We start from the raw sequence: 26,760 nt of genomic DNA on the forward strand, positions 1-26,760 counted from the left end.
GGTACGACCTAACGGAGGAAGTCCTTGACACTCAGAAGAGCATTCACCGCGTTCACCGCAGCCGGTGTCGCCGCCGCCAGCCTGACCGGGGCCACCCCCGCGTCGGCCGGCGGGCACCACCACCCAGCCAGGTCGCTCGCCTTCGACCGGGTCGCCACGTTCCCGGTCTTCCAGAACCGTCCGGCCGGCGAGGATCCGGCGACAGCGACGGTGGCCGAGATCTCGGCGGTCAGCGAGGACGGTCGCACTCTGATCCACACCGACGCGTTGGCCCGGCGCATCGGCTTCCTGGACATCTCCCGTGCCGACCGGCCGCGCGGCCTCGGCACGCTCTCCCTGGCCCAGCTCGGCGACGCCGAGGACGAGCCGACCTCGGTCGCCGTGGTGGGGAGGTACGTGCTGGTGGTGGTGAACACCAGCGGCAGCTACACCGCGCCGTCCGGCCGGCTCGACGTGATCGAGTTGGCCAGCCGCAAGCGGGTGGCCAGCTTCGACCTCGGTGGTCAGCCCGACTCGATCGCGATCAGCAAGGACAAGCGGTACGCCGCGATCGCGATCGAGAACGAGCGGGACGAGGAGGCCACCCCGCCCGGCGGCGAGGAAGGCGACCTGCCCCAGGCGCCCGCCGGCTTCGTGCAGATCGTCGATCTGACCGGTAAGTCCCCGGCCGGTTGGCGGCTGCGGCCGGTCGCGCTGACCGGCGCCGACGGCAGCGCGTTGCCCGCGTTGGTCAAGGCGGGCCTGGCCGCGCCCACCGACCCGGAGCCGGAGTACGTCTCGATCAACAGCCGCAACCAGCTGGCCGTGACGCTCCAGGAGAACAACGGTGTCGTCCTCGTCGACCTGCCCACCGGCCGGGTCACCAAGGTCTTCAGCGCCGGCACCGCCACGATCAGCGGGATCGACACCAGGAAGGACGGTGTCATCGACCTGACCGGCAGCATCACCGACGTGCCGCGCGAGCCGGACGCGGTGGCCTGGGTCGACGACCGCTACCTGGCAACGGCCAACGAGGGCGACTGGCACGGCGGCACCCGCGGCTGGTCGGTCTTCGACAGCCGCACTGGACGCGTCGCCTGGGACGCCGGCAACACCTTCGAGCGGCTCGCTGTCACGTACGGACTGCACAACGAGGACCGGGCCGGCAAGAAGGGCACCGAGCCGGAGGGCGTGGCGGTCGCCGAGTACGACGGCGTGCGGTACGCGTTCGTCGGCTCGGAGCGCAGCAACTTCGTCGCCGTGTACGACCTGGGCAACCCCACCAGGCCGGTGTTCAAGCAGGTCCTGCCGACCACCAACGGGCCGGAAGGGCTGCTGCCGATCCCGTCGCGCGGGCTGCTCGCGGTCTCCAGCGAGGAGGACGACGCGTCGGTGAACGTCCGGGCGTCGGTGTCGCTCTTCCAGCTCGGTAAGGGCACGCCGACGTTCCCGAGCATCGTGTCAGGCACCGATTTCACCGGCGCACCGATCGGTTGGGGCGCGCTCGGCGCGTTGAGCGCGGCACCGGGCAAGCGGGACCAGCTCTACAGCGTCACCGACGCGGCGTACAGCCAGACCCGCATCCTCACCATCGACGCGAAGCGGACGCCCGCCGTGATCACCGGCGCGCTGCCGGTGAAGGACGCGGCCGGAGCACCTGTCGGCTACGACGCGGAGGGCATCTTCGCCCGCCCGCAGGGTGGCTTCTGGCTCGCCGTCGAGGGCGCCAAGGGCGCGGAGAACAAGCTGGTCCGGCTCGACGCCGCTGGGGTCACCCGGCAGGTCGTCGCACTGCCGGCCGATGTCGCCGCGGGTCTCGGTAAGCAGGGCCTGGAGGGCGTCACCGCGACCACCGACCGGCAGGGTCGGGAGATCGTCTGGGTGGCCGTGCAGCGGGAGTTGAGCACCGACCCGGCCGGCATCGTCCGACTCGGCAGGTACGACGTCACCGCGGGCACCTGGAGCTGGTTCGGCTACCAGCTGGACACCACCACGGTGCCCGGCGACTGGATGGGCCTCTCCGAGATCACCGTGGTCGGCGACCGGTTGGCGGTCATCGAGCGGGACAAGCTGAACGGTCCGGCCGCCACGGTCAAGCGGATCTACACGGTGCCGCTGCCGGGTGCGGCGGCGACCGGCCCGCTGAAGGTGCTGCCGAAGACGCTCGCTGTCGACGTGCTGCCCGCCCTGCGCGCCACCAACGGGTGGACGCAGGAAAAGTTGGAGGGTCTGACCGTCGCCGGCAACGGTGAGGTCTACGCGATCACCGACAACGACGCGGTCCAGGACGCCACCGGCGAGACGGTGCTCCTGCGGTTGGGCACCAGTCGCAAGGTCTTCGGGCACCGCTGATCCGGTACCGCCGGTGGGGCTGTCCGCCCACTCCGGCACCGGTCGGATGAGCCTCGGCCCGGCGTCCACCTGCGTGGGCGCCGGGCCTCGCCGTCGCTGCGGCGGCCGGTGGGCCTACTCCTTGACCATCACGACGTCGGTCGGGCGCTTGACCGTCACCTCGATGCCGTAGTTGAACAGTTCGAGCGTCGAGTTGACCGTCCCCTGGTCGAGCCGACCCTTCGCCGTCGACTGCCAGGTGACGGTGAGCGCCACCGTCGCGATCCGGCCGTCGCGGTGTAGCGTGACGTCACCGGCCGTGCTGCTCGACCCGTCCTTTCCGGACGTGGCGTACGTGAAGTGCAGCGTGCCATCCGGGTTCTCGGTGACGGTCGCGTTCTGACGCTTCAGCGCTGCGAAGAGGGCAGCCGGGTCGGGCTCGGCGGCATCCAGCACGCCGTTTCCGTCGCCGTAGAGGGAGAGCCGGTCGTACGTCCCCGGGTACTGGCCGTAACGGCCGTACGTCTCGCCCGGGCCCTTGTCGGCCGGCAGCTTGCCCAGCGGTCGTTCCCCGCCCTCGTACCGGGTGCCGTTGATCAGCAGTTCGGTCATGACCGAGTCGTCCTGCGGCACACGCACATACCCGGTGGCGGTCCTCGGGTCGAACGCGCCCTCGTACGTCAGCCCACCCGGGCCCGAGTTGGTCAGCCGCATCCGGTAGCTGATGTTCTCGCTGGCGGCGGCGGCCGAGACGAGCCGCATCGCCGGTGAGACGGGCTCCGGTCGCGCGGCCTCGGTGGAGGCGCCGGTCCGACCCGACGGTGCGGTCGTCGGCACGGTGAGCGCGGTGCCGACGCCCAGCGCCAGCAGCACGCACGTCGAGCCGACCAGTGCGGTGGTCCGGCGTCGGCGGCCCCGCCGGCCGCGCTCGATCAACGCACCCACCGGGGGTTCGGAGCCCGTTTCGCCGTCGACGATGTCGTGCAGCCGTTGCGCGAGACGGTCATCGATGCTGTTCATGACTTTCACCTGCTTACCGAGTCGAAGGATTCCTCAAGGAGGTGGCGCAGTTTGCCCAGCGCTCGGGCGTTCTGGCTCTTGACGGTGCCCAGCGAGCAACCCAGCACCTGGGCGACCTCGCGCTCGCTCAGGTCCTCGTAGTGGCGGAGCACCACGACCGCCCGCTGCTTGGCCGGCAGCGACATCAGCGCCCGGCGCAGGACCACCGCGTCCGGGCCGACGCTGTCGGCCGTGGTGGCCCGGTCGGGGACGTCCGCGAAGAGGCTCTCGCGTCGACGCCGACGCCAAACCGAGGTGTGGTTGTTGACCAGGGCCCGGCGCAGGTAGGCGTGCGGGTCACCGAGCCGGGACAGTCGCCGCCACCGCTCGTAGACCTTGACCAGGCTGTCCTGGAGCAACTCCTCGGCCCGCCACCGGTCGCCGCTGAGCAGCATGGCCAGCCGGATGTGCCGCTGCCACGCCACCTCGACGAACGCGACGTAGGACCGGTCCGCCGCGGACAGTGGTTTCTGTTGGTCGGTCACGCGCCTTACACGCGGCAGCATCGCCGAAGGTTGTCGCCGCTCGCGGATGTTGTCGGCGCGCGTCAGCGGGTGGGCAGTTCCGGACCGCCGTCGAGCAGGGGCGCGAGCAGGTCGTCGTACTCCTCGACCCGCTCCAGGACCTCGGCGGCGGTGAACTGGCGGACGGCAGGCTTCCGCCCGCGCGCGCCGGCCTCCACCTCGTCCCAGGTCAGCGGCGTCGACACCGACGGCACCGACTGGGCCCGCAGCGAGTACGGGGCGACCGTGGTCTTCGCCGCGTTGTTCTGGCTCCAGTCGATGAAGACCTTGCCCGGTCGGAGGTTCTTCGCCATCCGCGACACGATCAGCTTCGGGTGGGCCTGCTCCAGCTCCTGGGCGATCCGCCGGGCGTAGTCGGAGACCAGGTCGGACGACTGGGTGCCGGCGATCGGGCAGCAGAGCTGCATGCCCTTCTTGCCGGAGGTCTTCGGGTACGACTCGATGCCGTCCTCGGCGAGCCGGTCACGCATCAGCACCGCCACCGGGCAACACTCGGCGATCCCGGCCGGCGGCCCCGGGTCCAGGTCGACGACCATCATGTCCGGGTGTTCGCCCACCTTCCACTGCGGCGTGTGCAGCTCCAACGCGGCCAGGTTGGCCAGCCAGACCAGGGTGGGCAGGTCGTCGGCGACCACGTAGTCGATGGTCTCCCGGCCCTTCGTCGACCCGGGCGCGGGCAGGTTCTCCACGCGCACCCAGTCCGGGGTCGCGGCCGGCGTGTTCTTCTCGAAGAACGACTTGTCGTCCACGCCGTTGGGGAAGCGGATCCGGGTGACAGGTCGGTCCCGCAGGTGAGGCAGCAGCACCGCGGAGATCCGGGTGTAGTAGTCGATCACCTCACCCTTGGTGAACCCGGCCGCCGGGTAGAGCACCTTGTCCAGGTTGGACAGCTCCAGCGCACGGCCCTCGACGTCCACCCGCAGCCGGTCAGCCGGCATCGTCGACCTCCTCCGGAGGCTTGTCCGGGCGCAACCGCAGCACCCGGGGGAAGCGCAGCCGGCCGTCGGGGGTGCGCTGGCCGTACTTCACCTCCACCACCACCCGGGGTGCTACCCAGATGGCGCCCCGGGCATCCTCCCGTGGCACACCCGGTGCGAACGGTGACACGCCGGAGCGCAGCGGTTCCAGCTCGGCGAGGAGCTGCCGCTCGATGGCCGCGCCGATCCCGCCGCCGACCCGACCCCGGTAGATCAGCCGATCGTCCGGGCCGGGCACCCCGACCAGCAGGCCGCCGATCCGGCGCGCGCCCGGTCGCCAACCGCCGATGACGAAGTCGCCGGTCACCTCCAGCTTGACCTTCACCCAGTCCGGTGAGCGCACCCCCGGGCGGTAGACGGCCCCGAACCGCTTGGCCATCACCCCCTCCAGGCCGTGCTCAGCGGCCGCCTCGTAGGTGGCCGGGCCGTCAAGGAACATCGGCGGCACCGCCCACCGGAGGCCACCGAGCGCGAGCGCTTCCAGCGCCTCCCGGCGGCGCTCGTACGGCCAGCCGGTCAGGTCGTCGCCGTTCAGCCGGAGCAGGTCGAAGATCATGTACGTCACCGGCATGGCCGCGGCCAACCGGGCCGCCTTGACCCGGTCCCGCACGTGCATCCGCTCGGCCAACGCGGTGAACGACGGCTGCCCACCCTGGCCGAGCAGCACCACCTCGCCGTCGAGCAGCGCGTCGTCGACCTGCTCGGGCAGGGTGGCCAGCTCCGGGTACGCGGCGGTGATCTCCACACCGGAGCGGGCATACAGGTGCTGGTCGCCGCCGGAGATGTCGGCGAGCGCGCGGACGCCGTCCCACTTGAACTCGTACGCCCAGCCGTCACCCGCCGGGAGCGGCCCGGTCATCGCGAGCATCGGCTTGAGCGGCGCGCCGGGCACGACCCGACTGTAGTAGCAGGCCGAACACCTCGCGTCCGGTTCTTTCGGATGCGAGCATGGTCGATACCGGGGAAGGGAGCGCAGGATGCGTGCCATCTGGAAGGGAGCCGTGTCGTTCGGGCTCGTCTCGATCGGGGTGAAGCTCTACTCCGCCACCGAGGAGAAGGACATTCGGTTCCACCAGGTGCACCGCGAGGACGGCGGCCGGATCCGCTACAAGCGCACCTGCTCGGTCTGCGGCGAGGAGGTCACCTACGACGACATCGCCAAGGGTTACGACATCGGCGGTGGCGAGATGGTGATCCTCACCGACGAGGACTTCGCCGACCTGCCGCTGACCAGCTCCCGTGCCATCGACGTGCTGGAGTTCGTCCCGGCCGAACAGGTCGACCCGATCCTCTACAACAAGGCGTACTTCCTGGAGCCGGAGGGCACGGCGACGAAGCCGTACGTGCTGCTGCGCGACGCGCTGATCGACTCGGAGCGGGTGGCCATCGTCAAGGTGGCGCTGCGCCAGCGGGAGCAGCTGGCCACGCTGCGGGTCCGCGAGGGTGTGCTGCTGCTCAACACCATGCTCTGGCCGGACGAGATCCGTACCCCGGACTTCGGTTTCCTCGACGAGGACCTCAAGGTGCGCCCGCCGGAGTTGGCCATGGCCAGCTCACTGATCGACTCGATGACCGGCGAGTTCGAGCCGGACGTCTTCACCGACGACTACCGGGCCGCGTTGCAGGAGGTCATCGACGCCAAGGTGGAGGGTCGCGAGGTCGTCCAGCCGGAGGAGGTCGAGGAGGCCCCGGCCGCGGCGGTGGACCTGATGGCGGCGTTGAAGGCCTCGGTGGAGCGCGCCAAGGCGGCTCGCGGCGAGCAGCCGGCGCGCGGTGGTGGCGGTGCTGGAGAGCCGACGCCCATCTCGTCGGCCCGGTCCGCCCAGAAGGCAGCCGAGAAGAAGGCGGCCAAGGCACCCGCTAAGAAGACCGCGGCGAAGAAGACGGCCGAGAAGAAGACGGCGGAGCCGGCGAAGAAGACCGCCGCGAAGAAGACCGCCGCGAAGAAGACGGAGCCGGCGAAGAAGACCGCCGCGCGCAAGACCGCACCCCGCAAGAGCGCCTGACCGTACGGCAGCGGCGGCGGTGTCCGCCGGGCCGGGTACGCTCCGCCGGCCGCTGGCGACCGGAGGAGCACCCCATGCCGTACACCCCTGATCTGGATCGGTTGCTGACGCCCGGCGCCCGCTTCACCGACGAGCACGGCGGGTATCTGATCGAGGTTCACCCGGTGGGCGAGATCGTGTTGCCGACCGGCCGGGTGGTCGGCTGTGACCCGCTGGTCTGCCCGGAGGCGGAGCCGTTCACGGTGACCGTGCCGCCGGGGCGGTATCCCGCCCGCGCCTGGGTGGCGGTGGTGCTCCGGGAGGACGCCGAGGTGGACCGACGGGTCGCCGCGCTGGAGTTGGTCGTCTCCCCCGAGCCGACGATCCGCTGGGAGCCGGCCGTCGCGGGTGACCAGGACGTCGCCACGCTCGGCGCGGACGACTACTTCGGGTACGGGGTGGACGCCGGCGTCGGCACGTTCGCCGACCCGACCGCGCTCGCCGTCCTGGAGGGCTGGGACTATGACCGGGTCGAGGAGGTCTTCATCCCCGCCGAGCTGCCCTCGTCCCCGGTCCCGGGGCTGATCACCGCCGTGTTGGACGAGGCGAGCGGTGCCAACGTGGTCACCGTGGCCACGGGTTGGGGCGACGGCTGTTACGGCACCTGGATCGGTCGGTCCGCCGACGGCCGGGTCACCTCGTTCGTGACTGACTTCATGGTCGTCCCGGAATAACCGCCCGGGATGGCCCTGGAACTGTCGTGCTGGGCGATCCGAGGCAAACGCGGCGGGCACGGTAGGCCGCGGTGCGGGTACCGTGTGCGTCGGCTTTCCCCCCGGCACCAGGTTGCCGGCCACACCTTCGCAGCAGGGAGTCGACGACGTGAGCGAGCGGACGCAGCAGAACCGGTCGGCAGGGCAGGACCCGAGCACGGCGACCAAGTCGGGGCGCCGGCTGGCCGCGCAGCTGGCGGCGAAGCAGGCGGCTGACCGGAGGCGGAAGATCAACGCCGCGCTCAGTGGCCTCGCCGCCGTCGCCGTGGCCGGGACGCTGATCGCCGTCTTCGTGGCGATTGGCGGAGGTAAGGACAAGCCGGCGAACCAGGCCGACGCGACCCCGTCCGCTTCCGCCGCGGCCCCCGACGAGGCCGGCGCACCGCCCGCTCCGCAGTTGCCGGCCGACGCCGACCCGGCGCTGGGCACCAAGCCGGAGGTGAAGGCGGGCACGGGTGAGCTCACGAAGCTCACGGTCACCCCGCTGATCAAGGGCACCGGCCCGGCCGTGCAGAAGGGCCAGGACATCACCACCAACTACGTGGGGGTGTTCTACAAGGACGGCAAGGAGTTCGACTCCTCCTGGAAGGGCGGGCAGCCGGCCACCTTCCCGATCGGCGTCGGTCGGGTCATTCCCGGCTGGGACCAGGGCCTGGTCGGGGTGACCGTGGGCAGCCGGGTGCAGCTCGACATCCCGGGCGAGCTGGCGTACGGCAAGGACGCCGCCGCCAACGGTGCCCCCGAGGGTCCGCTGCGCTTCGTGGTGGACGTGCTCGCCGCCCAGTGATCTGTCCGGGTCGTCCCGGTTGTCGCCGGGTCGCGATGGAGTTGTTCACATGGGGCTTCCGGCCCGTCACCCAGCGGCAGTAGGTTCGGCGTCACCCCGGGCGGTTCGCCGCCCGGGGTGAGCAGCCGGAACCGGACGCGGAGGTGCATGTGACGGCGCTGGACGAGCCTGGGCGGGTTGCCCGGTCGATGTGGGCGTACTTCGAGCCGGTGCACGCGGTCACCTACCTCCACCCCCGGGCCCGTGCCGCGTACGAGGCGGTTGGGCTGCGCGGTTACTGGCGCGGTTACTTCGCCGGCCGGGCCGCGCCGCTGGGCGCCACCGAGGCGGCCCCGGTGATCGCCGCCTTCTTCAACTTCGCGCCGCCGATGGTGGCCCGCGCGCTGCCGGCGGTGTGGCGGTTGGCCACCCCGCAGGAGGCGTTGCGGGCCCGGCTGACCGGTGCCGTGCAGGCGCTCGCCGAGCTGACCTACGAGCTACCGGAGTCGCACCTGGTGGAGGCGGCCGACCTGCTGGAGCGGGCCGCCTCGGCGGCGCAGACCGCCGGCCGGGTGCTCGGTGCGGCCAACGCGGCCCTCCCGGCCGGCGAGTACCCGCTGGCACGGCTGTGGCAGGCCGCCACCACGCTGCGCGAACATCGGGGCGACGGGCACGTGGCGGCGCTGGTGGCCGCCGGGCTGGACCCGGTGGAGACGCTGACCGGGCGGGTAGCGCTGGACGGCTCACCGCCGCAGTACCTGCTGGGCCGGGGCTGGTCCGAGGAGCAGTGGCAGGCCGCCCGCGAGCGGCTCACCGAGCGGGGCTGGCTGACCGGGGACGGCGCAACCACCGAAGACGCCCGAGCCGGGTTCCAGGCCATCGAGGACGCCACCGACCGGGCCGCCGCGCACCCGTGGCAGGCGCTGGGCCCCGACGGCACGGACCGGCTCCGGGAGCTGTTGGAGCCGATCTCCCGGGCCGGCCACACCCTGCTGCCCGAGGGCAGCCCGCTCGGTCTGCCAGCGCTGCCCGGCTGACCGGGCACTCGTCGGTCAGGCAGGATGGGCCCGTGACGGATGCGGTGGTCTTCGACCTGGACGGCGTGATCGTGGATTCCGAGCCGGTGTGGGAGGAGGTCCGCCGGGCGTACGTGGCGGCGCACGGCGGGACGTGGCAGCCGGACACCCAACGCCGGCTGATGGGGATGAGCACCGGCGAGTGGGCCCACTATCTCAGTGGAGAGCTGGGCGTCGGCCGCACCGCCGAGCAGGTCGCCGCCGAGGTGGTCGAGGAGATGACCCGACGCTACCGGGACCACGTACCCCTCATCGACGGCGCCGACCAGGTCGTCCGCCGGCTGGCCGCGCGGTGGCCGCTCGGGTTGGCCAGTTCGTCGCCGACCCGGCTGATCGAGGCGGCGCTGGCGGCGACCGGCCTGACCGACGCGTTCGGCGCGACGCTCTCCACCGAGCAGACCGAGCGGGGCAAGCCCGCGCCGGACGTTTACCTGAGTGTGGCGGGGCGCCTCGGCGTCGACCCGACCCGCTGTGTGGCCGTGGAGGACTCGTCCAACGGGGTGCGCTCCGCGGCGGCGGCGGGGATGCGGGTGGTGGCGCTGCCGCACGGCTCGTACCCGCTCGATCCGGACGCCGCAGGGCTGGCGGCGGTGACGGTGAGCGCGATCGGTGAGCTGACCCCCGAGCTGGTGGACGAGCTGGGTTGACCCGGGCCGAGCGGGGTAGAGACCACGGATGAAGGCCATCGTGTACGAGCGTGCCGGCGACCCGTCGGTGCTTGGTCTGGTCGACCGGCCGGTGCCGGAGCCGGGCGCGGGCGAGGTCCTGGTGCGGATCGCGGTCTCCGGGGTGAACCCGACCGACTGGAAGTCCCGCCGCAACTCCCCGCCGGACGGGTGGCAGATTCCCGGGCAGGACGGCGCGGGGGTGGTCGAGGCGGTCGGTGACGGGGTCGACCCCGACCTGATCGGCGAGCGGGTGTGGGTCTGGGAGGCCGCCTGGCAGCGACCGTGGGGCACGACGGCGGAGTACACGCTGGTGCCGGTCCGGCATGCGGTTCGTCTCGGCGCTGCCGCGTTTGAGTTGGGTGCCGCCCTGGGCATCCCGTTCCTCACCGCGCACCGCTGTCTGACCGCTGGCGAGTTCATGCCGGACACCCTGCGGGCCGGCGCGTTGGCGGATCACACAGTGCTGGTGCAGGGCGGTGCGGGCGCGGTCGGCAACGCCGCGATCCAGCTCGCCCGGTGGGCCGACGCCACGGTGATCGCCACGGTGAGCAGCGCGGAGAAGGCGCAGCTCGCGGCGTCGGCCGGCGCCTCCTTCGTGATCAACTATCGGGAGCAGGACGTGGTCGAGGAGGTCCACAAGATCGCCCCCGACGGGGTCCACACGATCGTGGAGGTCTCGCCCGCCCGCAACGCCTCGACCGACGTGCAGGTGCTGCGGCACGGCGGCGCGGTCTGCATGTACGCCGACGACGGCGGGGGCGAGGTGCGCATCCCGATTCGGGCGATGATGGCGCCGAACGCCCGCTGGCAGTTCGTGTTGGTCTACACCGAGCCGAAGGCGGCCAAGGCGCAGGGCGTGAAGGACGTGGCGGCGGCGGCCAGCCAGGGTGGCATCCGGGTCGGCGCGGACGCCGGCCTGCCGTTGCACTACTACCCGCTGGCGGAGGCGGCTGCTGCGCACCAGGCGGTGGAGGACTCGACGGTGGGCAAGGTGCTCATCACGACCAGCGACGCCTGATCGGGTCGCTGACCGCCCGATTTCCCTGTCAGCAGGACAAAGGCGAATAACTTTCGCAACAATGACGGTGCGGGTCATCCCGCGTGGAGCGGGCGGCCCCGGCGCGGTGCGAACGCCGGGGCCGCCCCTGGGGAGGGTTGTTCAGGAGTACTCCCGCCCTAAGAGGCGACAGTGCCTGGCAAAACGTTACGGGGCTGTCAGCTCCCGGACAGTCAGCTCACCCCCGGCGTACCGCGAACGGACGACCTTCTTGTCGAACTTGCCCACGCTCGTCTTCGGCACCGTGTCGATGAACGCCCAGCGCTCGGGCAACTGCCAGCGCGCCACCGACCCGGCCAGGAAGTCCCGCAACTCCTCGGCGGTCGCCGAAGCGCCCTCCCGGAGCACCACGGTGGCCAGCGGACGTTCGTCCCACCGCTCGTCCGGGACACCCACCACGCACGCCTCCAGCACCGCCGGGTGGGCCATCAGCGCGTTCTCCAGCTCCACCGACGAAATCCACTCACCACCGGACTTGATCACGTCCTTGGCGCGGTCGGTCAGCGTGATGTAGCCGTCCGGCGAGAGGGTGCCCACGTCGCCGGTGCGCAGCCAGCCGTCGCGGAACTTCTCCTCGTCCGGGGCGTCGTCACCGACGTACCGGGCGGTCACCCACGGCCCCCGGACCTCCAACTCGCCCACGGCCTTGCCATCGGCGGGCATCGGCTCACCCGACGGGCCGACGATCCGCGCCTGCACGCCCGCCGGCACCCGCCCCTGCGTGTAGCGGTAACGCCACGCCTGCTCACCGCTCGCACCGGCGGGCGGACGCGAGACCGACCCCAGCGGGGACATCTCGGTCATCCCCCAGGCGTGGATGACGTCGATCCCGTGCCGATCGTCGAAGGCGTGCATCAGCGCCGGCGGGCACGCCGAGCCGCCGACGATCACCTCACCGAGCGACGAGGTGTCCACGTCGTGGGTGTCCAGGTAGGCCAGCAGGTCGGTCCAGATGGTCGGCACCGCGCCGGCCAGGGTGGGCCGCTCGGCGGCGATCATCTCGGCGATCGGCGCGGCCTGGAGGAACCGGTCCGGCATGATCAGCGACGCGCCGGAGAGGAAGGCCGCGTACGGCAGACCCCAGGACATGGCGTGGAACATCGGCACGATGGCCAACTCGCGGTCGGTCGGCCCGAGACCGAAACCCTCCGGCATGCAGACCTGCAACGAGTGCAGATAGATCGACCGGTGCGAGTAGGCCACACCCTTCGGGTTGCCGGTGGTGCCCGAGGTGTAGCAGAGCGCGGCGGCGTCGCGCTCGTCGACCTCGGGCCAGTCGTACGTGTCGGGCCGGTCGGCGAGCAGCGCGTCCCAGTGGTGCACCGTGATCCGGTCACCGGCAGCCGCCACCAGCGGGGCCGGGTCGCCCCCGCCGACCACCACGACGTGCCGCACCGTGGTCAGCTCACCGATCACCCGGGCCAGCAGCGGGAGCAGCGTGCTGTCGACGAGCACCACCCGGTCCTCGGCGTGGTTGGCGATGTAGACGACCTGGTCGGGGAAGAGCCGGATGTTGAGCGTGTGCAGCACCGCGCCCATGCTCGGCACCGCGAAGTAGGCGACCAGGTGCTCGTTGTTGTTCCACATGAAGGTGGCGACCCGCTCATCGCCGGTCACCCCACACTCGTCGCGCAGCGCGTGTGCCAGCCGGGCGGCGGCACGGCCCACCTCGGCGTACGTCATCCGGCGGGGTTCGGCGCCCGTCCAGGTGACCACCTCGGCCGTGCCGTGCACCCCTGCGCCGTGGTCGAGGATCCGGGAGATCTGCAGGGGGGCGTCCATCATCGTGCTACGCATGGGTAACAAGCTAGTGTCGGCGGTCACACGTTGGGAACCCCCGTAAGTTGTCGCAGGTGAGCATCTCCTGGGCCGACTCATACGTAGGGCAGTTGCGCGCGCTCGCCGGGGACCGGACGCTGATGTTCGTCGGCGCCCGTGCCGTGGTCAACGACGACGCCGGACGCATCCTGCTGATCAAACGCTCGGACAACGGCCAGTGGGCCATGCCGGCCGGTGCGATGGAGTTGGGCGAGTCGATCGCCGACTGCGCGGTACGCGAGGTCCGTGAGGAGACCGGCCTGCGCGCGCTGCGGGTCTGCGCGTTCGCCCTCTACACCGGCCCGGACCGGACGAGCACCAACATGTACGGCCACACGTACCAGGTGTTCACGACGGCGTTCAAGGTGGAGGAGTGGGACGGGCAGTTGACCCGGGTCACCGACGAGACCACCGATGCCGGGTTCTTCGCCCGCGACCGGTTCCCCGCCCCACTCTCCTCCTCGGTCGTCGAGACCCTGGCCGACCTGGACGTCTTCGAGCAGACGAACCGGCTCATCCTCAAGTAGGGCGGGCCCCGGGGTCACCGACCCCGGGGGCCGTGCCTCACTGCGGGTAGCGTTGCCCGGCGAAGTACCCCTCCTGGATCCAGTTCGGGTACGCGACCGGCAGCTTGGTGGCCTCGTCCAGCTCGGTGAGATCCTCCGCGGTCAGTGTGAGGTCCGAGGCAGCGATGTTGTCGACCAACTGCTCCTGCTTGCGGGCACCGACGATCACGCTGGTCACGGCCGGCCGGGACAGCAGCCAGGCGACCGCCGCCCGTGCCGGGCTGACCCCGTGCCGCTCGGCGACACCCTTGAGCACGTCGACCACCCCGAAGGCGTGCTCCGGGTCCATCGGCGTGAAGCTTGCGTAACCGGGCTGGGCGCTGCGCGCGCCACTGTCGGCGACGGCGCCGTCCCGGCTGACCTTGCCGGAGAGGAAACCACCGGCGAGCGGGCTCCAGACGGTCAGGCCGACACCCTCGTTGAGCGCCATCGGCACCACGTCGCGCTCCACGTCCCGGCCCAGCAGCGAGTAGTACTCCTGCACCGAGACGAATCCGGCCAGCTTCTCCCGTGCGGAGATGCCCAGCGCCTTGGAGATCTGCCAGGCGGCGAAGTTGGCCGCGCCGATGTAGCGGACCTTGCCCTGCCGGACCGCGTCGTCGAGCGCGCGCAGCATCTCCTCCATCGGGGTGACCTGGTCGAAGTTGTGGATCTGGTACAGGTCGATGTGATCGGTGCCCAGCCGACGCAGGCTGTCCTCCAGGTTCTGCATGATGTGCAGCCGGGAGGTGCCGACGTCGTTCGGGCCGGGCCCGGTCCGGGAGTGCACCTTCGTCGCCAGCACGACGTCGCGACGCCGCTTGCCCAGCGCCTTGCCGAGCAGTTCCTCGCTCTCGCCGTCGCTGTAGCCGTCGGCGGTGTCGACGAAGTTGACGCCCGCGTCCAGCGCGGTGTCCACCATTCGCTGCACCTCGGGCAGCGCGAGCCCGCCGAGGGTGCCCCAGAGCGGGTGCCCGCTGCCGCCGAAGGTCATCGCGCCGAGCGAGATCTCCGAGACGTACACCCCGGTGTTGCCCAGCAGTCGGTACTTCACGTGTGTTGCTCCTCGTGGTGGGTCGGAGGCCGAGGTCAGGCACTCCGTGGTCACTATGTCGGACAGTGTGTCCGGCAACGAGCGTACGTCGCCAGCGCGCCCCCGGCCACCTAGGATTCCGGCTATGCCCTCGATCACCCGCCGCCGCCCGCGCAACCCCGACGGACGCGCAGCAGTCGAAGCGCGGGTGCTGGCGGCCACCGAGCGGCTCCTGAAAGAGGGCATCCGCTTCACCGACCTCGGCGTGCAGCGGATCGCCGCCGAGGCCGGCGTGGCGCGGTCGACCTTCTACACCCACTTCCGGGACAAGACCGAGTTGCTCATGCGTCTCGCCGGCACCATGCGGGAAAGTTCGTTCGACCGCACCGACGAGTGGCACCCGGGCGAGCCGGGCGACCCGCTCGCGCGGCTGACCGAGGTCTTCGCCGACGTGATCCGGATATACCGGACATACGCTCCGGTACTGGCTGCGGTCAACGAGGTAGCCACGTACGACGAATCGATCCGGGAGTACTGGGCGGCAGGGTTGGAGAGGTTCGTGGCCCGCACCGCGGACCTGCTCCGCGTCGAGCAGCAGGCCGGGCGCGTTCCCGCCGACGTGGAGGTCACAATGGCCAGCCGGCTGGTCGTGATCGGCGGCGACCGCTTCCTGGCCGACCACGTCAGCACGACCTCGGCCGACCCCGAAAACGACGCCGCAGCCGCCCGGGAGTTGGCCCAGACCTGGTGGTACGGCGTCTACCGCCGCCCCGCCTGACCGGTTGTCTCAGGCCGCGTACGAGACCCTCGAACTCCCGGCGGACGACGACCAGCGTCTGGTCGTGTGCCTGCCCGCCGACGCGGCGACCTCCGCCGCGCTCGACCGCCTCAACAGTCAACACCCGCAGCCGCTACGCCTCGTGGCCGGCTGACACCGACCGCCCCGGGAGCGGTCCGGGGCGGTCGGGTCGAGACACTCAGATCATCGTCTGGGACTTGGCCTCCATGTCGGCGGCCGCCTCCTCCTTGGACTCGCGGGTCAACGGCTTGCCGCCCGGGGCCGGGGCCTCGCCGCCAAGCGGATCGGCGCCACCGGTGGCACCCTTCGGACCGGCACCCCGCAGCTGTGTGTTGGGCAGCGTCAGGGTGACCACCACCGCCACGATCGCGATCACGCCGGCGGTCAGGAAGACCATGTCCAGCGCGTCGACGAAGGCATTCTGGATGGCCGCGCGTACCGGCCCCGGCAGGGCCATGATGGTGGCCGGGTCGTTGATCGAGATGTTGGTGCCGCCACTCGCCGCCACGGCGGCCTGCTCCTCCGGCGGGAGCTGCGCGATCGCGCCGGGCAACCGGTCGGCGAGCCCGCCGGTCAGCCGGGACGAGAGCACCGTGCCGAGGATCGCCACCCCGAACGAACCACCCAGTGACCGGAAGAAGGTCGCCGAGGAGGTGCCGGCTCCCAGGTCGCGTACGGAGACCGCGTTCTGCACCGCCAGGATCAGCGACTGCATGCACAGACCCAGCCCGATGCCGATCACCACCATGAAACCGAAGGCGACCCAGAGTGAGGTGGCCACCTCCAACTGGGTGAAGAGGAACATACCGACCAGGAGGGTCACCGAGCCGGCCACCGGGAACCACTTGTAGCGGCCGATCCGGGTCATCGCGCGGCCAGTCAGGATCGAGGTGATGATGATGCCGGCCATCATGGGCAGCATCAGCAGACCGCTGCGGGTCGGCGAGGCGCCCTTCACGATCTGCAGGTACAACGGGATGAAGATGATCGAACCGAACATCACCAGACCGATGATGAGCAGGGCCGAGTTGGCCAGCGCGAAGGTGGCGCTCCGGAACAACCGCAGCGGCAGGATCGGCTCGGCCACCCGGGCCTCCTGGAGGACGAAGAGCACCCCCAGCACCGCACCGACCACGAAGAGCGTGATGATCACGCCGGAGCCCCAGGCGTACTCGTTGCCACCCCAGCTCAGCGCGAGCAGCAGGGAACTCACCCCGGCGACCAGCAGGCCGGCGCCGAGCCAGTCGATCGAGTGGTCCCGACGTTCGAACGGGATCAGCCGCATCACGTGGTAGCAGACGACGATGGCCAGGATCGCCAGCGGCACGTTGATGTAGAAGATCCACCGCCAGTCGGTCTCCGCGAAGTAACCGCCCACCAGCGGCCCGGCGACCGACGAGATCCCGAAGACCGCGCCGAACAGGCCCTGGTAACGCCCACGTTCCCGGGGTGACACCACGTCCGAGATGATGGTGAAGGCGAGGGTCAGCAGACCACCGGCACCGAGACCCTGGATACCCCGGGTGACGATCAACTGGGTCATGTTCTGCGACAACCCGGCCAGCAACGACCCGACCAGGAACGTGCCGATCGAGAAGAGGAAGACCGGTCGACGCCCGTACAGGTCGGCCATCTTGCCGTAGAGGGGCGTCGACGCGGTCGAGGCGAGCAGGTACGCGGTGACCACCCACGAGTAGTGGTTGATTCCGCCCAACTCGCCCACGATGGTCGGCAGCGCCGTACCAACGATGGTCTGGTCGAGTGCGGCCAGCAGCATGCCGGTCATCAGGCCCAACATGAGCAGCCGGATCTGCTGACGGTTCAGCACCGGGGCTTCGGAGGCTTCGGTGGTCATGTGCCCTTCTATCCCGCCACCCGCAGAACATGCGCCCAACCGCAAAAAACCACCCCCACCCCGCCCCCGACCCTCCCTCCCTCCCTCCCTCCCTCCCTCCCTCCCTCCCTCCCTCCTCGACGATCATGAAGTTATTGCCAACTCGCACGGCGTGTCGTGGCAATAACTTCATGATCAACCGGGGTAGGGGGTGGGGGTGGGGTGGGTTTAGGGGGTGGGGAAGGTTTTCAGGATTTTTGCGCAGAAGGCGGGGAGGTCGTCGGGTTTGCGGCTGCTGGTCAGGTTGCCGTCGGTGACGCACTCCTCGTCCACCCAGGTGGCTCCGGCGTTGGTCAGGTCGGTGCGCAGCGTGGGCCAGGAGGTGATCCGCCGACCGCGCACCACGTCCGCCTCGATCAGCGTCCACGGGCCGTGACAGATCACGCCGACCGGCTTGCCCGCGTCGAAGAACGCCTTCACGAACCGCACCGCGTCCGGGTCGCCCCGCAGGAAGTCCGGGTTCGCCACCCCTCCGGGCAGCACCAGCGCGTCGTAACCGGCGGCGTCCGCCTTGTCGACTGTCACGTCCACGTCGTAGGTCTTGGAGTGGTCCAGGTGGTTGAAGGACTGGATCGAACCGGGCTTGAGCGAGACCAACTCGACAGTCGCGCCGGCGTTCTCGACCGCCTCCCGTGGCTGGACGTACTCGACCTCCTCGACGCCGTCGGCGGCCAGGAAGGCGATCCGCTTGCCCTGCAGTGTCGCTGCCATCTCGGTACATCTCCTTTCCGGGGGGATCTCAATCCCCTTCCCACCCTCGAACGCCCGAAACAGGTAAGGACAGGTCGGACAGGTTCGGAACGGTCAGGAGCCATCGAAGGCGGGGTGACCAGTAGCGGGACGGCCACCACCCAGGTTTGTCCGCCAGGCCGCTGGGGACCCGGGGAGGCATGGCAGGAGCAGCAGCGGAACAGCGCCGGCTCGCCACCGTCGTGGAGAGCTGGCTCGAACGCCCAGTCCTGATCGTCGGTGACGCCATGTTGGACGAATGGCGGTTCGCCGACTCCGACCGGCTCTGCCGGGAGGCGCCCGCGCCCGTCCTCACCCTGCGGCGGCGCATCTCCGCCGCCGGTGGGGCCGCGAACACCGCCGTCAACGTCGCCGCCCTCGGCGGCCGGGCGGTGCTGGTGGCGCCGGTCGGCGCCGACGTCGCCGGCGACGAACTGCACGACTGCCTGGACCGGGCGGGCGTCTGGGACCGCACGGTCAACCTGCCGGGGCGGCCCACCCCGGTGAAGCGCCGGATGTTGGCCGGCAACCAGATCCTGTTGCGCGAGGACTCCGGCGACCCGGAGGACGCCCTGGACCACGACGGCGTGGCCCGACTGCTCACCGCCCTGAGTTGCGCCACCGAGGAGTTGCGCGCCGCCGCCGGCGGGGAAGCGCCGACCCTGGTGGTCTGCGACTACGGCCTGGGCGCGCTGCCCGCACCGGTCCGCGCGTGGCTGGTCGAGAACCGCGAGCGGTACGCCACTGTCGCGCTGGACGCCCACGACCTCGCCGACTGGCGGGGTCTCGCGCCCACCGTGGTCACCCCCAGCTTCGCCGAGGCGACCCGGCTGTTGGCCCGTGCGGGCGGTACGACCCGACCGACCGGCGGGACGGAACTGCACCTGGAGCACCCGCACGGCGACCCGACCGACGGGCCCTCCGAAATGACGGTGGGCGCGGCCCCGGGGGCGGTACGCGCCGACGACGTCACCGACAGCACTGCCCCGGGGCCGGTCGGTGAGCCGACCCCGGGCGAGGGACGGGTCGCGCTCACCGGCGACGGGCTCAGCGTCACCGGCACGGGGGTCACCGTGAACACCCGGGCCGGCGAGGGCGTCGACCGGGCCGTCCTGGCCGAGTCACGCCTGGCGGAGTTGCGTGCGCACACCGGCGCCGACGTGGTCGCGGTGACCCTGGACACCGAGGGCGCGGTGGTCGGCGGCGCCGACGGGGAGCCACGACGCAGCCACAGCACACCGGTGCCGGCGAGCCACGCCGTGGGTGCCGGCGACGCGTACCTGGCGGCGATGACATTGGCCCTGGCCGCCGACGCGCCGCTGCCCACCGCCGCCCAACTCGCCCAGCTGGCGGCCACCATCACCGTCTCGGACACCGGCACCTGTGTGTGCCGACGGGACGACCTGCTCGCCGCGCTCGACCAGCCGACAAACACCACGACCCACCCCGCTGTGGTCGGCGGCAACGAGTTGGACGCGATCGTCGCCGAGCACCGCGAGGCGGGACGGTCGGTGGTGTTCACCAACGGCTGCTTCGACGTGCTGCATCGCGGGCACGTGCGCTACCTGGAGCAGGCCCGCGCGTTGGGTGACCTGCTCATCGTGGCGGTCAACTCCGACGGCAGCGTACGACGGCTGAAGGGCCCGGACCGGCCGGTCAACCCGGTCGAGGACCGGGGGGCCCTGCTCGCCGCCCTCGCCTGCGTGGACCACGTGGTGGTCTTCGAGGAGGACTCACCCGCCGCGCTGATCGAGGCGGTCCGACCGGACGTGTACGTCAAGGGCGGCGACTATCCGCCGGAGCTGGTGCCGGAGGCGCCACTGGTGCGCCGGCTGGGCGGCCAGGTGCGCACCCTGGGGTACGTGCCGGACCGGTCCACCTCCGCGATCATCGAGCGGATCCGGTCGCACAGCCAGGATCCGTCCGCGCACCCCACGGAGCCCTCGCCGTACGCCGAGGACCGGCAGCCGGACCCGTCCCTGCGCACCCGCACCCAGGCGTCGTGAACCGCCCTCTCGACCTCGGCACAACGGCGGAGTTCCGCGCCGACCGGCTGGTCGACGTGCTGATTCCGACCCGGAACAGGCCCGCCGAGTTGGCCGTCACCCTGGGCGGGCTCGCCGCCCAGGACGGGCTGCCCGGCTTCGGCGTGGTCGTCAGCGATCAGTCCGATGGGGATCCGGCGTACGCGCATCCCGCCGCGGCCACCATGGTCCGGGCCCTGCGCCACCGGGGTCACCCGGTGCTGCTGACCCGCCGGCTGCCCCGTCGGGGGTTGGCCGAACACCGGGCGTACCTGCTCGCCGCCTCGGCCGCCCGGTACGTCCTCACCCTCGACGACGACATCTGGTTGGAACCGGGTGCGCTGCGCCGGCTGGTCACCGCGATCGGTGAGCTGGGCTGTGGGTTCGTCGGTAACGGCGTACACGGGCTCTCGTACACCGATGACGTGCGGCCGGAATCGCACGGCCACTACGAGGAGTGGGCCGGCCCGCCCACACCGGAACGGATCCGACCCGACACCCCGCAGTGGAAACGGGCCCGGATCCACTCCGCCGCGAACCTGCTGCACATCACCGAGCAGTTGGCGCTGCCGCCGGGCTCGTGGCGGGCGTACAAGGTCTCCTGGATCGGCGGGTGCGTGCTCTACGACCGGGCCAAGCTCGTCGACGCCGGTGGCTTCGACTTCTGGCGTCGGGTGCAGGAGAAGCACCAGGGCGAGGACGTGGCCGCGCAGCTGGCCGTGATGTCGCGTTACGGCGGCGCGGGAATCCTGCCCAGCGGCGCGTACCACCTGGAGTCCCCCACCACCGTCACCGACCGGGACGTGGAGGCGTGGGAGGTCGTCCTCGCCGACGAGGACACCCCGCAGCCGGCTTGACCTACCGGGTGAGCAACTCCCGGGCGGCCTCCAGCACCTCGATGACCGGTACGTCGGTCACGAACGAGTCCCGGTGCGGGCACTCGCCGTCGCCCGGCCGGTGCGGATAGATGCCCGGTGTGCAGTCGACCCCACAGACCGGGCAGTGCACGGTCCACGAGCTGATCGGCCGGTGCCGGCCCCGCAGCGGGCTGGCCCCGTTGATCAGGTTGCCGACCCAGAAGATGCCCACCGTGGGAGCGCCCACCGCGGCGGCCAGGTGCAACGGGCCGGTGTCGTTCGAGACGACCAACGCGCAGTCGGCGTAGCAACCCGCCAGCCCACCGAGGCTGAGCGTGCCCACCTGTGGGCGCACCGGCACCTGCGCCGCGGCGACGACCCGGTCCACCACCTCCTGCTCGGAGGGAGTGCCGGTGACCAGCACCTCGTACCCGTCGTCGTGCAACGCGCGGGCCACCTCGGCGAAGCGCTCCGCGGGCCAGCGGCGGCGCGTGTCGGTGGCACCCGGGTGCAACGCCACCCGCTGACGGCCCGCCGGGCCGAGCACCCGGGCGGCCTCGGCCCGGTCGGCGTCGGTCACCGCCAGCGTCGGCGTGATGGTCGTGGCCGGCGCTCCCACCAGCGCCACCACCTCCAGATAGCGGATCACCTCGTGCTGGTAGTAGACGTAGCGCAGCCACCGGTCCAGCGGCGGCGCGTCGTCGGCGCGCAGGCCGACGGTCACCCGGGCGCCGAGCCGACCGATCAGCGGGTTGGAGTTGGCGCCCCCGCCGTGGATCTGCACCGCCAGGTCGAATTCCGCACCGGTGGCAGCGGCCAGGAAGTCGTCCATCGACGACTCCGGCTCGCCCTGCTCCGGCGTACGGATGCCGGCCGCCGGCGGCACCACCAGCACCCGGTCCACCGGGCCGGGCCGGTCGCGCCAGAGCTTCGCGTGCCACGGCGCACCGAGCAACACGATCTCCGCCGAGGGGTACGCGCTGCGCAACGCGTCCAGCGCCGGCAGGGCGAAGATGAAGTCGCCGAGCGCGTTGGCGCGCAGCACGGCGATCCGCCGCACGTCCGGAAGGCGCTCGGCGGTCGGGCCGAGCACGGGAGGGCTGACCACGCGGCGCGCTACGGCCGGTCGATCTCGGTAGCGGTGTCCGGGCGGTGCAACTCCCGGTCCGCGGCGGGATCGGCCGGCATCGGCGTACCCGGCAGGAGGTCGCCGGAGCGCGGCCCGGTGCGCCCCACGGTGATGGTGCGCGGCGCGGGCCGGGTCGCCCGAGGCAGGCGGACCCGCAGCAGGCCGTGGTCCATCACCGCATCGATGGCGTCCGGGTCGACCCGCGCCGGCAGGTTGACCCGGTATTCGAAGCCGCGCGTCTCGAAGCCGCCGGGGATGCCCTGGTCGGCGTTGACCTCCGCCTCCGAGCGGGCCCGCACGCACAGCTCACGGTCGTCCAACTCGACCGCCACCTCCTCCGGCGCCACCCCGGGCAGCCGGACGACGACCTCCCAGCCGTCCGAGGTCTCGGTCAACTCGACGTCCGACGCCCCGGCGCGACCACCGACCAGGCGGCTCAGCTCGGCGCGCAGTGACTGCAACTCCCCCATCGGGTCCCAACCCTGCTGCCGGCTGCCCCGCCACCCTCGGCCGAAGCCACCGAACTGCTGCTCGCTCATCACACCCCTCCGATCCGCTGGGTCGACGCCGGCGGCCGCAGGGAGCTGGGCGCGTCCAGGCCGGCGTCGCGGTCGACGCCCACACCGAGCCGGTCGACCAGCTCGCCACCGAGCCAGGCGCTGATGCCGAGGATCGCCACCGCGACGACCTCGATGGCGACCAGGGCCCCGCCGGCGGCCCGCGAATCCGCGTTGAGCCGCACAACCCACACGGCGGCGAAGAGCAGGACCACCGCGACGTTGGCGCCGGCGTGCAGCAGACCCACCCGCTTGGCGCGGGTGCCGGTCGGGATCGCCAGCAGGTCGAACGAGCCGGCCGCCGCGGCGAGCAGGCCGCCGATCAGGCCAACGGTGATGTTCCAGTACGCGACCTCGCCGAGGAAGTCGGGACCACCCACGGTGTCGATCACATCGAACAGCACCGCCGTGGCCAGCAGCGCGACCGGGAACATGACCAGCATCGGATGGACTGGGTGACCCAGCACCTTGAGTCGGCTCTCCATCTCCCGGCCTCCACTGGTCGGCTGCGCTGCGCGACGGTCTCGTACGGCGGGCCGTACCCCCGGTGATCCGGCGCAAACCTCACGCTGGTCACGGCGGTTTAGGCTGACGAATGGTGGTGCCCGCCACCGGCTCAACGGTCGAGGGAGGATCAACGTGACGGTGGAGATCACCTCGCACGAGGAGTTGCGCGAACTGCTCGGCGTACCGCACCCGCGCGCCGCCACCAAGGACCGCCCCCGCCTGCACGAGCGGGACCGCGAGTGGCTCGACGCCTCACCGTTCTGTCTGCTGGCCACGGCCGGCGCTGACGGCACCTGCGACGTCTCACCCAAGGGCGACCCGGCCGGGTTCGCCCTGGTGCTGGACGACACGACAATCGCGCTGCCCGAGCGGCCCGGCAACCGGCGGGCCGACGGCTACCGCAACATCCTCGACAACCCGCACGTCGGGTTGCTCTTCCTGATCCCCGGGCGGACCGACACGCTCCGGATCAACGGGCGGGCCCGGCTCGTGCGCGACGCGCCCTGGTTCGACGACATGGTGGTCAAGGGGCACCGGCCGGTGCTCGCCGTGGTGGTGGAGATCGAGCAGATCTTCTACCACTGCGCGAAGGCGTTCCTGCGGTCCGAGCTGTGGCGGCCGGAGACCTGGCAGCCCGAGGTGTTGCCGTCCCGGGCACGCCTGATCAAGGAGGTCGAGGCGCCGGCGGAGACCCTGGAAGACCTGGAACGGCACTACGGCCCGGAGTACGCCACGAAGATCTACACCTGATCGTCGTGGTGACAGCAGACGACTGGCTGTCGCGGACCCGCACCTCCTACGACAGGGTGGCGGTCAGCTACGCGCACCTGGTACGCGACCTCTTGGCGCAGGCACCGCACGAACGAGCCGCGCTGGCGTCGTTCGCCGATCTCGTGCAGGGTGCCGGCGGTGGGCCGGTCGTAGAGGTGGGCTGCGGGACTGGGCGGATCACCGCCCACCTGCGCACGCTCGGCGTCGACGCCTTCGGGATCGACCTCTCGCCCGGGATGATCGACGTGGCCCGCCGTGATCACCCTGAGCTGAGGTTCGAGGTCGGTTCGATGACCGACCTCGATCTGGCCGATGGCTCGGTCGCCGGCCTGGTCGCCTGGTACTCCCTCATCCACATCCCCGACGACCAGATCGGCGCGGTGTTCGCGCATTTCCGGCGGGTGGTTCGTCCCGGCGGCCCGCTGCTGCTCGGCTTCCACGTAGGCGACCAGACGACGCTCAAGACGGAGGGCTACGGCGGCCACCCGATGAACGTGCACGTCCATCGTCGGCAGCCAGTTCAGGTGGCGGCCTGGCTGTGCCGGAACGGGTTCACCGTCGACTCGCAGACCACCGTCACCTCGGCGGAGAGCCGGCTCGGCGGCATCATCGTCGGACGACGGGAGCCCTGATCGCCAGTCGTCAACGGCCCTGAGCCACCCCATCGCCCTCAACGACGCCGGCGCGGATACGGCGTCGGCGGTGTCGTCGACCGTGGAAAACGGCGAAGCCCAGGCCAATGACCTGGGCTTCCGTACCGAGCCGCCTGACGGAATCGAACCGTCGACCTACGCATTACGAGTGCGTCGCTCTAGCCGACTGAGCTAAGGCGGCAACGATCAGCAAGTGTACGGCACCCCGGCGGCACCGACCGAACGGGATACCCCCGCCGAGCGTGCCAGCACTAACCGGACATCGGCCGCCATCTGGACGTTTACCGGACAGCGAATGATCGTGACCAGGACTACGCTGCGGCGGGTGAGCGACGAACGCGACGAATCCCCCCGCCCGGAGCGTCCTGACCGTGCGGCGGCCGGTGAACGCGCCGCCCACCGGCCACGCAACACCGATCCGCTGGAGTTGGGCTTCACGCCGCGCAAGCCGGTGCCGTGGCTGGCACCGTTCCTGCTGATCAGCACCGGCATCCGGACGCTGCTGGCGGTGCTCTTCGGGGCGTACCTCGACAAGCGCGAGTTGCAGAACGCGTTCGGCGACGGCGTTTTTCGCCAGGTCGGGCCGGACGGCGGGCTGTGGCTCGACTACGTGGCCGACCTGGGTGACGGCTTCAACGCGACGTACTCGGTGGCGTACCTGCTGGCGCAGCCCGAGCTGACCGTCGACGGGCACCGCCTGCCCCGGGCGCAGACCCTGGTGATGGGCGGCGACCAGGTGTACCCGTCGGCGGCCTACGCCGCATACGAGGACCGGTGCAAGGGCCCCTACCAGGCCGCGCTGCCGGTGGCGCCGGTCGAGAAGCCCACGCTCTTCGCGGTGCCCGGCAACCACGACTGGTACGACGGTCTCACCGCGTTCCTGCGATTGTTCGTCCGTTCTCGGGACCGGAACTTCGCGGGCTGGGGCACCGGGCAGTCCCGGTCGTACTTCGCGGTGGAGTTGCCGGCCGGCTGGTGGTTGCTCGGCGTGGACGACCAGTCCGGCTCGTACCTGGACGACCCGCAGTTGGCCTACTTCGACGAGGTGGCCCGGCGGCTCGGGCCGGAGTCCAAAGTGATCATCGCGGCGCCGGCGCCGACCTGGGTCAAGGCCGTCGACGACCCCACGGCGTACGACTCGATCGACTACTTCATCCGTACCATCATCGACCCGACCGGGGCGCGGGTGCGGCTGCTACTCTCCGGCGACCTGCACCACTACGCCCGCTATTCCGGGGCGGACCGGCAGCTGATCACCTGCGGTGGGGGTGGCGCGTACCTCTATCCCACACACAAGCTGCCGGAGCACATCGAGGTGCCACCGCGGGACACGCCAACCCGCAAGGCCAGCCCCGCCCAGCCGTACGACCTGGTGGCCCGTTACCCGGACGCCGCGCGGTCCCGTCGCTACGGCTGGGGCATCTTCCCCCGGTTGCCGTTCCGCAATCCCGGCTTCACCACGTTGCTCGGCACCCTGCACACCCTGCTGATGCTGGCCATGGCGGGGGCGACGGCGAACTGGGCCGACAGCACCGACCAGCGGCTGTTCACCGTCCCGCTGGTGGTGATGGTGCTGGTGACAGTGCTGGCTGCGGCCCTGTTCGCAAAGCCCCCGAGCGCGAGCGGCAAACGCCACGCGCGGCACTGGATCCTCGGCGTCAGCCACGGCGTGGCGCAGGTGTCTCTGGCGGCGGCCGGCACGTGGGTCTGGTTGGCGCTGCCGTTCTACGACTGGCCGTGGCCACTGCCGGCGGCCGCTGCGGCGGTGCTCTACGGCCCGGTGTCCGGTCTGGTGGCCAGTCAGCTGGTGGCGGCGTACCTGCTGGTGGCGAGCTCGTTCGGCGTGAACGTCAACGAACTCTTCGCCGGCCAGGGCATTGAGGATTCCAAGTCGTTCCTGCGGCTGCGCATCGACCCGGACGGCACGCTGACGATCTACCCGCTGGGGGTGGACCGGGTCTCCCGCGACTGGCAGGTGAACCCCGACCAGTCCCCCACCCAAAGCTGGCTGACCCCCAAATCCCCCTTAACCCCCCACCTAACCGAACCCCCCACAGTCCTGCACTAACCCACCCCGCTCCACGCCCACGCTCCGCGCTCCGCGCCCACCCCCGCGCTCCGCGCCCCGCCCCCGCGTTGATCATGAAGTTATTGCCCCGACACGCCGACAGAGATGGCAATAACTTCATGATCAACGGGGACGGGAAGGGGGGCGGGAGGCCGGGGGCCGGGCTGGGGAGTGGGGAGTG

At 71.2% G+C, this 26,760-nt stretch carries 26 protein-coding genes and 1 tRNA gene; 15 read left to right on the top strand and 12 right to left on the bottom strand.

The features are described 5' to 3' along the window. The first annotated feature begins 24 nt into the window (after positions 1 to 24). Positions 25 to 2,331 (top strand): esterase-like activity of phytase family protein, encoded by a 2,307-nt coding sequence (locus tag V6U86_RS20690; RefSeq protein WP_334505500.1) that lies wholly within the window; start codon positions 25 to 27, stop codon positions 2,329 to 2,331. A gap of 114 nt (positions 2,332 to 2,445) precedes the next feature. Here the strand turns inward: V6U86_RS20690 and V6U86_RS20695 are convergent, their stop codons facing one another. The 4 genes from V6U86_RS20695 to ligD (V6U86_RS20710) form a co-directional block, all read right to left on the bottom strand. Continuing rightward, the gene (locus tag V6U86_RS20695) at positions 2,446 to 3,330 is read right to left on the bottom strand and encodes a hypothetical protein (RefSeq protein ID WP_334505501.1); all 885 of its coding nucleotides are present in this window, start codon (positions 3,328 to 3,330) and stop codon (positions 2,446 to 2,448) included. A 5-nt stretch (positions 3,331 to 3,335) separates the two neighbouring features. Beyond that, positions 3,336 to 3,854 (bottom strand): SigE family RNA polymerase sigma factor, encoded by a 519-nt coding sequence (locus V6U86_RS20700; RefSeq protein WP_334505502.1) that lies wholly within the window; start codon positions 3,852 to 3,854, stop codon positions 3,336 to 3,338. Positions 3,855 to 3,916: 62 nt separating this feature from the next. Next, positions 3,917 to 4,831, bottom strand: a complete 915-nt coding sequence (ligD, locus tag V6U86_RS20705) for a non-homologous end-joining DNA ligase (RefSeq protein WP_334505503.1) — start codon at positions 4,829 to 4,831, stop codon at positions 3,917 to 3,919. After that, positions 4,821 to 5,762 (bottom strand): non-homologous end-joining DNA ligase, encoded by a 942-nt coding sequence (gene ligD / locus V6U86_RS20710; RefSeq protein WP_334505504.1) that lies wholly within the window; start codon positions 5,760 to 5,762, stop codon positions 4,821 to 4,823. The genes ligD (V6U86_RS20705) and ligD (V6U86_RS20710) overlap by 11 nt, the downstream gene beginning before the upstream one ends. Before the next feature lie 85 nt (positions 5,763 to 5,847). On the opposite strand from ligD (V6U86_RS20710), the gene ku reads away from it, so the two are divergent. The 6 genes from ku (at position 5,848) to V6U86_RS20740 (ending at position 11,156) form a co-directional block, all read left to right on the top strand. Continuing rightward, the gene (gene ku, locus V6U86_RS20715) at positions 5,848 to 6,876 is read left to right on the top strand and encodes a non-homologous end joining protein Ku (RefSeq protein WP_334505505.1); all 1,029 of its coding nucleotides are present in this window, start codon (positions 5,848 to 5,850) and stop codon (positions 6,874 to 6,876) included. 74 nt (positions 6,877 to 6,950) lie between these two features. Next, positions 6,951 to 7,589, top strand: coding sequence for a DUF4241 domain-containing protein (locus V6U86_RS20720; protein ID WP_334505506.1), 639 nt, complete (start codon positions 6,951 to 6,953; stop codon positions 7,587 to 7,589). 112 nt (positions 7,590 to 7,701) lie between these two features. Further along, entirely contained in the window at positions 7,702 to 8,415 is a 714-nt protein-coding gene (locus tag V6U86_RS20725) for an FKBP-type peptidyl-prolyl cis-trans isomerase (protein WP_334505507.1), read from the top strand. 188 nt (positions 8,416 to 8,603) lie between these two features. Next, complete coding sequence (locus V6U86_RS20730; protein ID WP_334505619.1) at positions 8,604 to 9,431, top strand: SCO6745 family protein; 828 nt, start codon at positions 8,604 to 8,606, stop codon at positions 9,429 to 9,431. Between the two features lie 32 nt (positions 9,432 to 9,463). Then, positions 9,464 to 10,117, top strand: a complete 654-nt coding sequence (locus V6U86_RS20735) for an HAD family hydrolase (protein ID WP_442934982.1) — start codon at positions 9,464 to 9,466, stop codon at positions 10,115 to 10,117. Positions 10,118 to 10,145: 28 nt separating this feature from the next. Continuing rightward, complete coding sequence (locus tag V6U86_RS20740; protein ID WP_334505508.1) at positions 10,146 to 11,156, top strand: NADPH:quinone reductase; 1,011 nt, start codon at positions 10,146 to 10,148, stop codon at positions 11,154 to 11,156. A gap of 186 nt (positions 11,157 to 11,342) precedes the next feature. On the opposite strand, the gene V6U86_RS20745 is transcribed toward V6U86_RS20740, so the two are convergent. Continuing rightward, on the bottom strand, positions 11,343 to 12,977 hold the full coding sequence (locus V6U86_RS20745; RefSeq protein WP_334505622.1) for a fatty acid--CoA ligase: 1,635 nt from the start codon (positions 12,975 to 12,977) through the stop codon (positions 11,343 to 11,345). A gap of 71 nt (positions 12,978 to 13,048) precedes the next feature. Here V6U86_RS20745 and V6U86_RS20750 point away from each other — a divergent pair, with 71 nt between their 5' ends. Further along, entirely contained in the window at positions 13,049 to 13,540 is a 492-nt protein-coding gene (locus V6U86_RS20750; protein ID WP_334505509.1) for an NUDIX domain-containing protein, read from the top strand. A 37-nt stretch (positions 13,541 to 13,577) separates the two neighbouring features. Here V6U86_RS20750 and V6U86_RS20755 read toward each other — a convergent pair whose 3' ends face one another. Then, on the bottom strand, positions 13,578 to 14,612 hold the full coding sequence (locus V6U86_RS20755; protein ID WP_334505510.1) for an aldo/keto reductase: 1,035 nt from the start codon (positions 14,610 to 14,612) through the stop codon (positions 13,578 to 13,580). A gap of 124 nt (positions 14,613 to 14,736) precedes the next feature. Between V6U86_RS20755 and V6U86_RS20760 the strand changes: the two genes are divergently transcribed. Together V6U86_RS20760 and V6U86_RS20765 are read left to right on the top strand one after the other, a co-directional pair. Continuing rightward, entirely contained in the window at positions 14,737 to 15,369 is a 633-nt protein-coding gene (locus tag V6U86_RS20760; protein WP_334505511.1) for a TetR/AcrR family transcriptional regulator, read from the top strand. 4 nt (positions 15,370 to 15,373) lie between these two features. Further along, a complete protein-coding gene (locus V6U86_RS20765) occupies positions 15,374 to 15,523 on the top strand; it encodes a hypothetical protein (protein WP_334505512.1) in 150 nt (49 codons plus the stop codon). Between the two features lie 45 nt (positions 15,524 to 15,568). Here the strand turns inward: V6U86_RS20765 and V6U86_RS20770 are convergent, their stop codons facing one another. Next, a complete protein-coding gene (locus V6U86_RS20770; protein WP_334505513.1) occupies positions 15,569 to 17,245 on the bottom strand; it encodes an MDR family MFS transporter in 1,677 nt (558 codons plus the stop codon). 207 nt (positions 17,246 to 17,452) lie between these two features. Further along, complete coding sequence (locus tag V6U86_RS20775) at positions 17,453 to 17,995, bottom strand: type 1 glutamine amidotransferase domain-containing protein (RefSeq protein ID WP_334505514.1); 543 nt, start codon at positions 17,993 to 17,995, stop codon at positions 17,453 to 17,455. 179 nt (positions 17,996 to 18,174) lie between these two features. Between V6U86_RS20775 and rfaE2 the strand changes: the two genes are divergently transcribed. Next, positions 18,175 to 20,019, top strand: coding sequence for a D-glycero-beta-D-manno-heptose 1-phosphate adenylyltransferase (rfaE2, locus tag V6U86_RS20780; protein ID WP_334505515.1), 1,845 nt, complete (start codon positions 18,175 to 18,177; stop codon positions 20,017 to 20,019). Continuing rightward, a complete protein-coding gene (locus V6U86_RS20785; RefSeq protein ID WP_334505516.1) occupies positions 20,016 to 20,894 on the top strand; it encodes a glycosyltransferase family 2 protein in 879 nt (292 codons plus the stop codon). Before rfaE2 ends, V6U86_RS20785 begins: the two co-directional genes overlap by 4 nt. A 1-nt stretch (position 20,895) precedes the next feature. Here V6U86_RS20785 and V6U86_RS20790 read toward each other — a convergent pair whose 3' ends face one another. Genes V6U86_RS20790 through V6U86_RS20800 form a run of 3 tightly spaced genes read right to left on the bottom strand, consistent with a single transcriptional unit; the run spans position 20,896 to position 23,065 of the window. Next, positions 20,896 to 22,002 carry a glycosyltransferase family 9 protein gene (locus V6U86_RS20790; protein WP_334505517.1) on the bottom strand — a complete coding sequence of 369 codons (1,107 nt, stop codon included), beginning with the start codon at positions 22,000 to 22,002 and terminating at the stop codon, positions 20,896 to 20,898. A gap of 8 nt (positions 22,003 to 22,010) precedes the next feature. Next, on the bottom strand, positions 22,011 to 22,562 hold the full coding sequence (locus V6U86_RS20795; RefSeq protein ID WP_334505518.1) for an Hsp20/alpha crystallin family protein: 552 nt from the start codon (positions 22,560 to 22,562) through the stop codon (positions 22,011 to 22,013). Continuing rightward, positions 22,562 to 23,065, bottom strand: a complete 504-nt coding sequence (locus V6U86_RS20800) for a DUF2231 domain-containing protein (RefSeq protein WP_334505519.1) — start codon at positions 23,063 to 23,065, stop codon at positions 22,562 to 22,564. Before V6U86_RS20800 ends, V6U86_RS20795 begins: the two co-directional genes overlap by 1 nt. A 154-nt stretch (positions 23,066 to 23,219) precedes the next feature. Here V6U86_RS20800 and V6U86_RS20805 point away from each other — a divergent pair, with 154 nt between their 5' ends. Both V6U86_RS20805 and V6U86_RS20810 read left to right on the top strand, forming a co-directional pair. Then, a complete protein-coding gene (locus V6U86_RS20805) occupies positions 23,220 to 23,837 on the top strand; it encodes a pyridoxamine 5'-phosphate oxidase family protein (protein ID WP_334505520.1) in 618 nt (205 codons plus the stop codon). 8 nt (positions 23,838 to 23,845) lie between these two features. Then, positions 23,846 to 24,490: a class I SAM-dependent DNA methyltransferase gene (locus tag V6U86_RS20810; protein ID WP_334505624.1), complete on the top strand. Its 645-nt coding sequence runs from the start codon at positions 23,846 to 23,848 to the stop codon at positions 24,488 to 24,490. A 128-nt stretch (positions 24,491 to 24,618) separates the two neighbouring features. Here V6U86_RS20810 and V6U86_RS20815 read toward each other — a convergent pair. Beyond that, a tRNA-Thr gene (locus V6U86_RS20815) sits at positions 24,619 to 24,692 on the bottom strand. A gap of 114 nt (positions 24,693 to 24,806) precedes the next feature. On the opposite strand from V6U86_RS20815, the gene V6U86_RS20820 reads away from it, so the two are divergent. Next, a complete protein-coding gene (locus V6U86_RS20820; RefSeq protein WP_334505521.1) occupies positions 24,807 to 26,579 on the top strand; it encodes a metallophosphoesterase family protein in 1,773 nt (590 codons plus the stop codon). Positions 26,580 to 26,760: the final 181 nt, after the last annotated feature.

This window comes from Micromonospora sp. CPCC 205558 (assembly GCF_036902955.1).
Lineage (GTDB): Bacteria > Actinomycetota > Actinomycetes > Mycobacteriales > Micromonosporaceae > Micromonospora.

Coding starts and splice junctions, on each gene's coding strand:
- V6U86_RS20695 (WP_334505501.1), bottom strand. CDS start 3,330: ATGAACAGCATCGATGACCGTCTCGCGCAACGGCTGCACGACATCGTC.
- ligD (WP_334505503.1), bottom strand. CDS start 4,831: ATGCCGGCTGACCGGCTGCGGGTGGACGTCGAGGGCCGTGCGCTGGAG.
- ku (WP_334505505.1), top strand. CDS start 5,848: ATGCGTGCCATCTGGAAGGGAGCCGTGTCGTTCGGGCTCGTCTCGATC.
- V6U86_RS20720 (WP_334505506.1), top strand. CDS start 6,951: ATGCCGTACACCCCTGATCTGGATCGGTTGCTGACGCCCGGCGCCCGC.
- V6U86_RS20730 (WP_334505619.1), top strand. CDS start 8,604: ATGTGGGCGTACTTCGAGCCGGTGCACGCGGTCACCTACCTCCACCCC.
- V6U86_RS20740 (WP_334505508.1), top strand. CDS start 10,146: ATGAAGGCCATCGTGTACGAGCGTGCCGGCGACCCGTCGGTGCTTGGT.
- V6U86_RS20745 (WP_334505622.1), bottom strand. CDS start 12,977: ATGGACGCCCCCCTGCAGATCTCCCGGATCCTCGACCACGGCGCAGGG.
- V6U86_RS20760 (WP_334505511.1), top strand. CDS start 14,737: ATGCCCTCGATCACCCGCCGCCGCCCGCGCAACCCCGACGGACGCGCA.
- V6U86_RS20770 (WP_334505513.1), bottom strand. CDS start 17,245: ATGACCACCGAAGCCTCCGAAGCCCCGGTGCTGAACCGTCAGCAGATC.
- V6U86_RS20775 (WP_334505514.1), bottom strand. CDS start 17,995: ATGGCAGCGACACTGCAGGGCAAGCGGATCGCCTTCCTGGCCGCCGAC.
- rfaE2 (WP_334505515.1), top strand. CDS start 18,175: ATGGCAGGAGCAGCAGCGGAACAGCGCCGGCTCGCCACCGTCGTGGAG.
- V6U86_RS20795 (WP_334505518.1), bottom strand. CDS start 22,562: ATGAGCGAGCAGCAGTTCGGTGGCTTCGGCCGAGGGTGGCGGGGCAGC.
- V6U86_RS20800 (WP_334505519.1), bottom strand. CDS start 23,065: ATGGAGAGCCGACTCAAGGTGCTGGGTCACCCAGTCCATCCGATGCTG.
- V6U86_RS20820 (WP_334505521.1), top strand. CDS start 24,807: ATGATCGTGACCAGGACTACGCTGCGGCGGGTGAGCGACGAACGCGAC.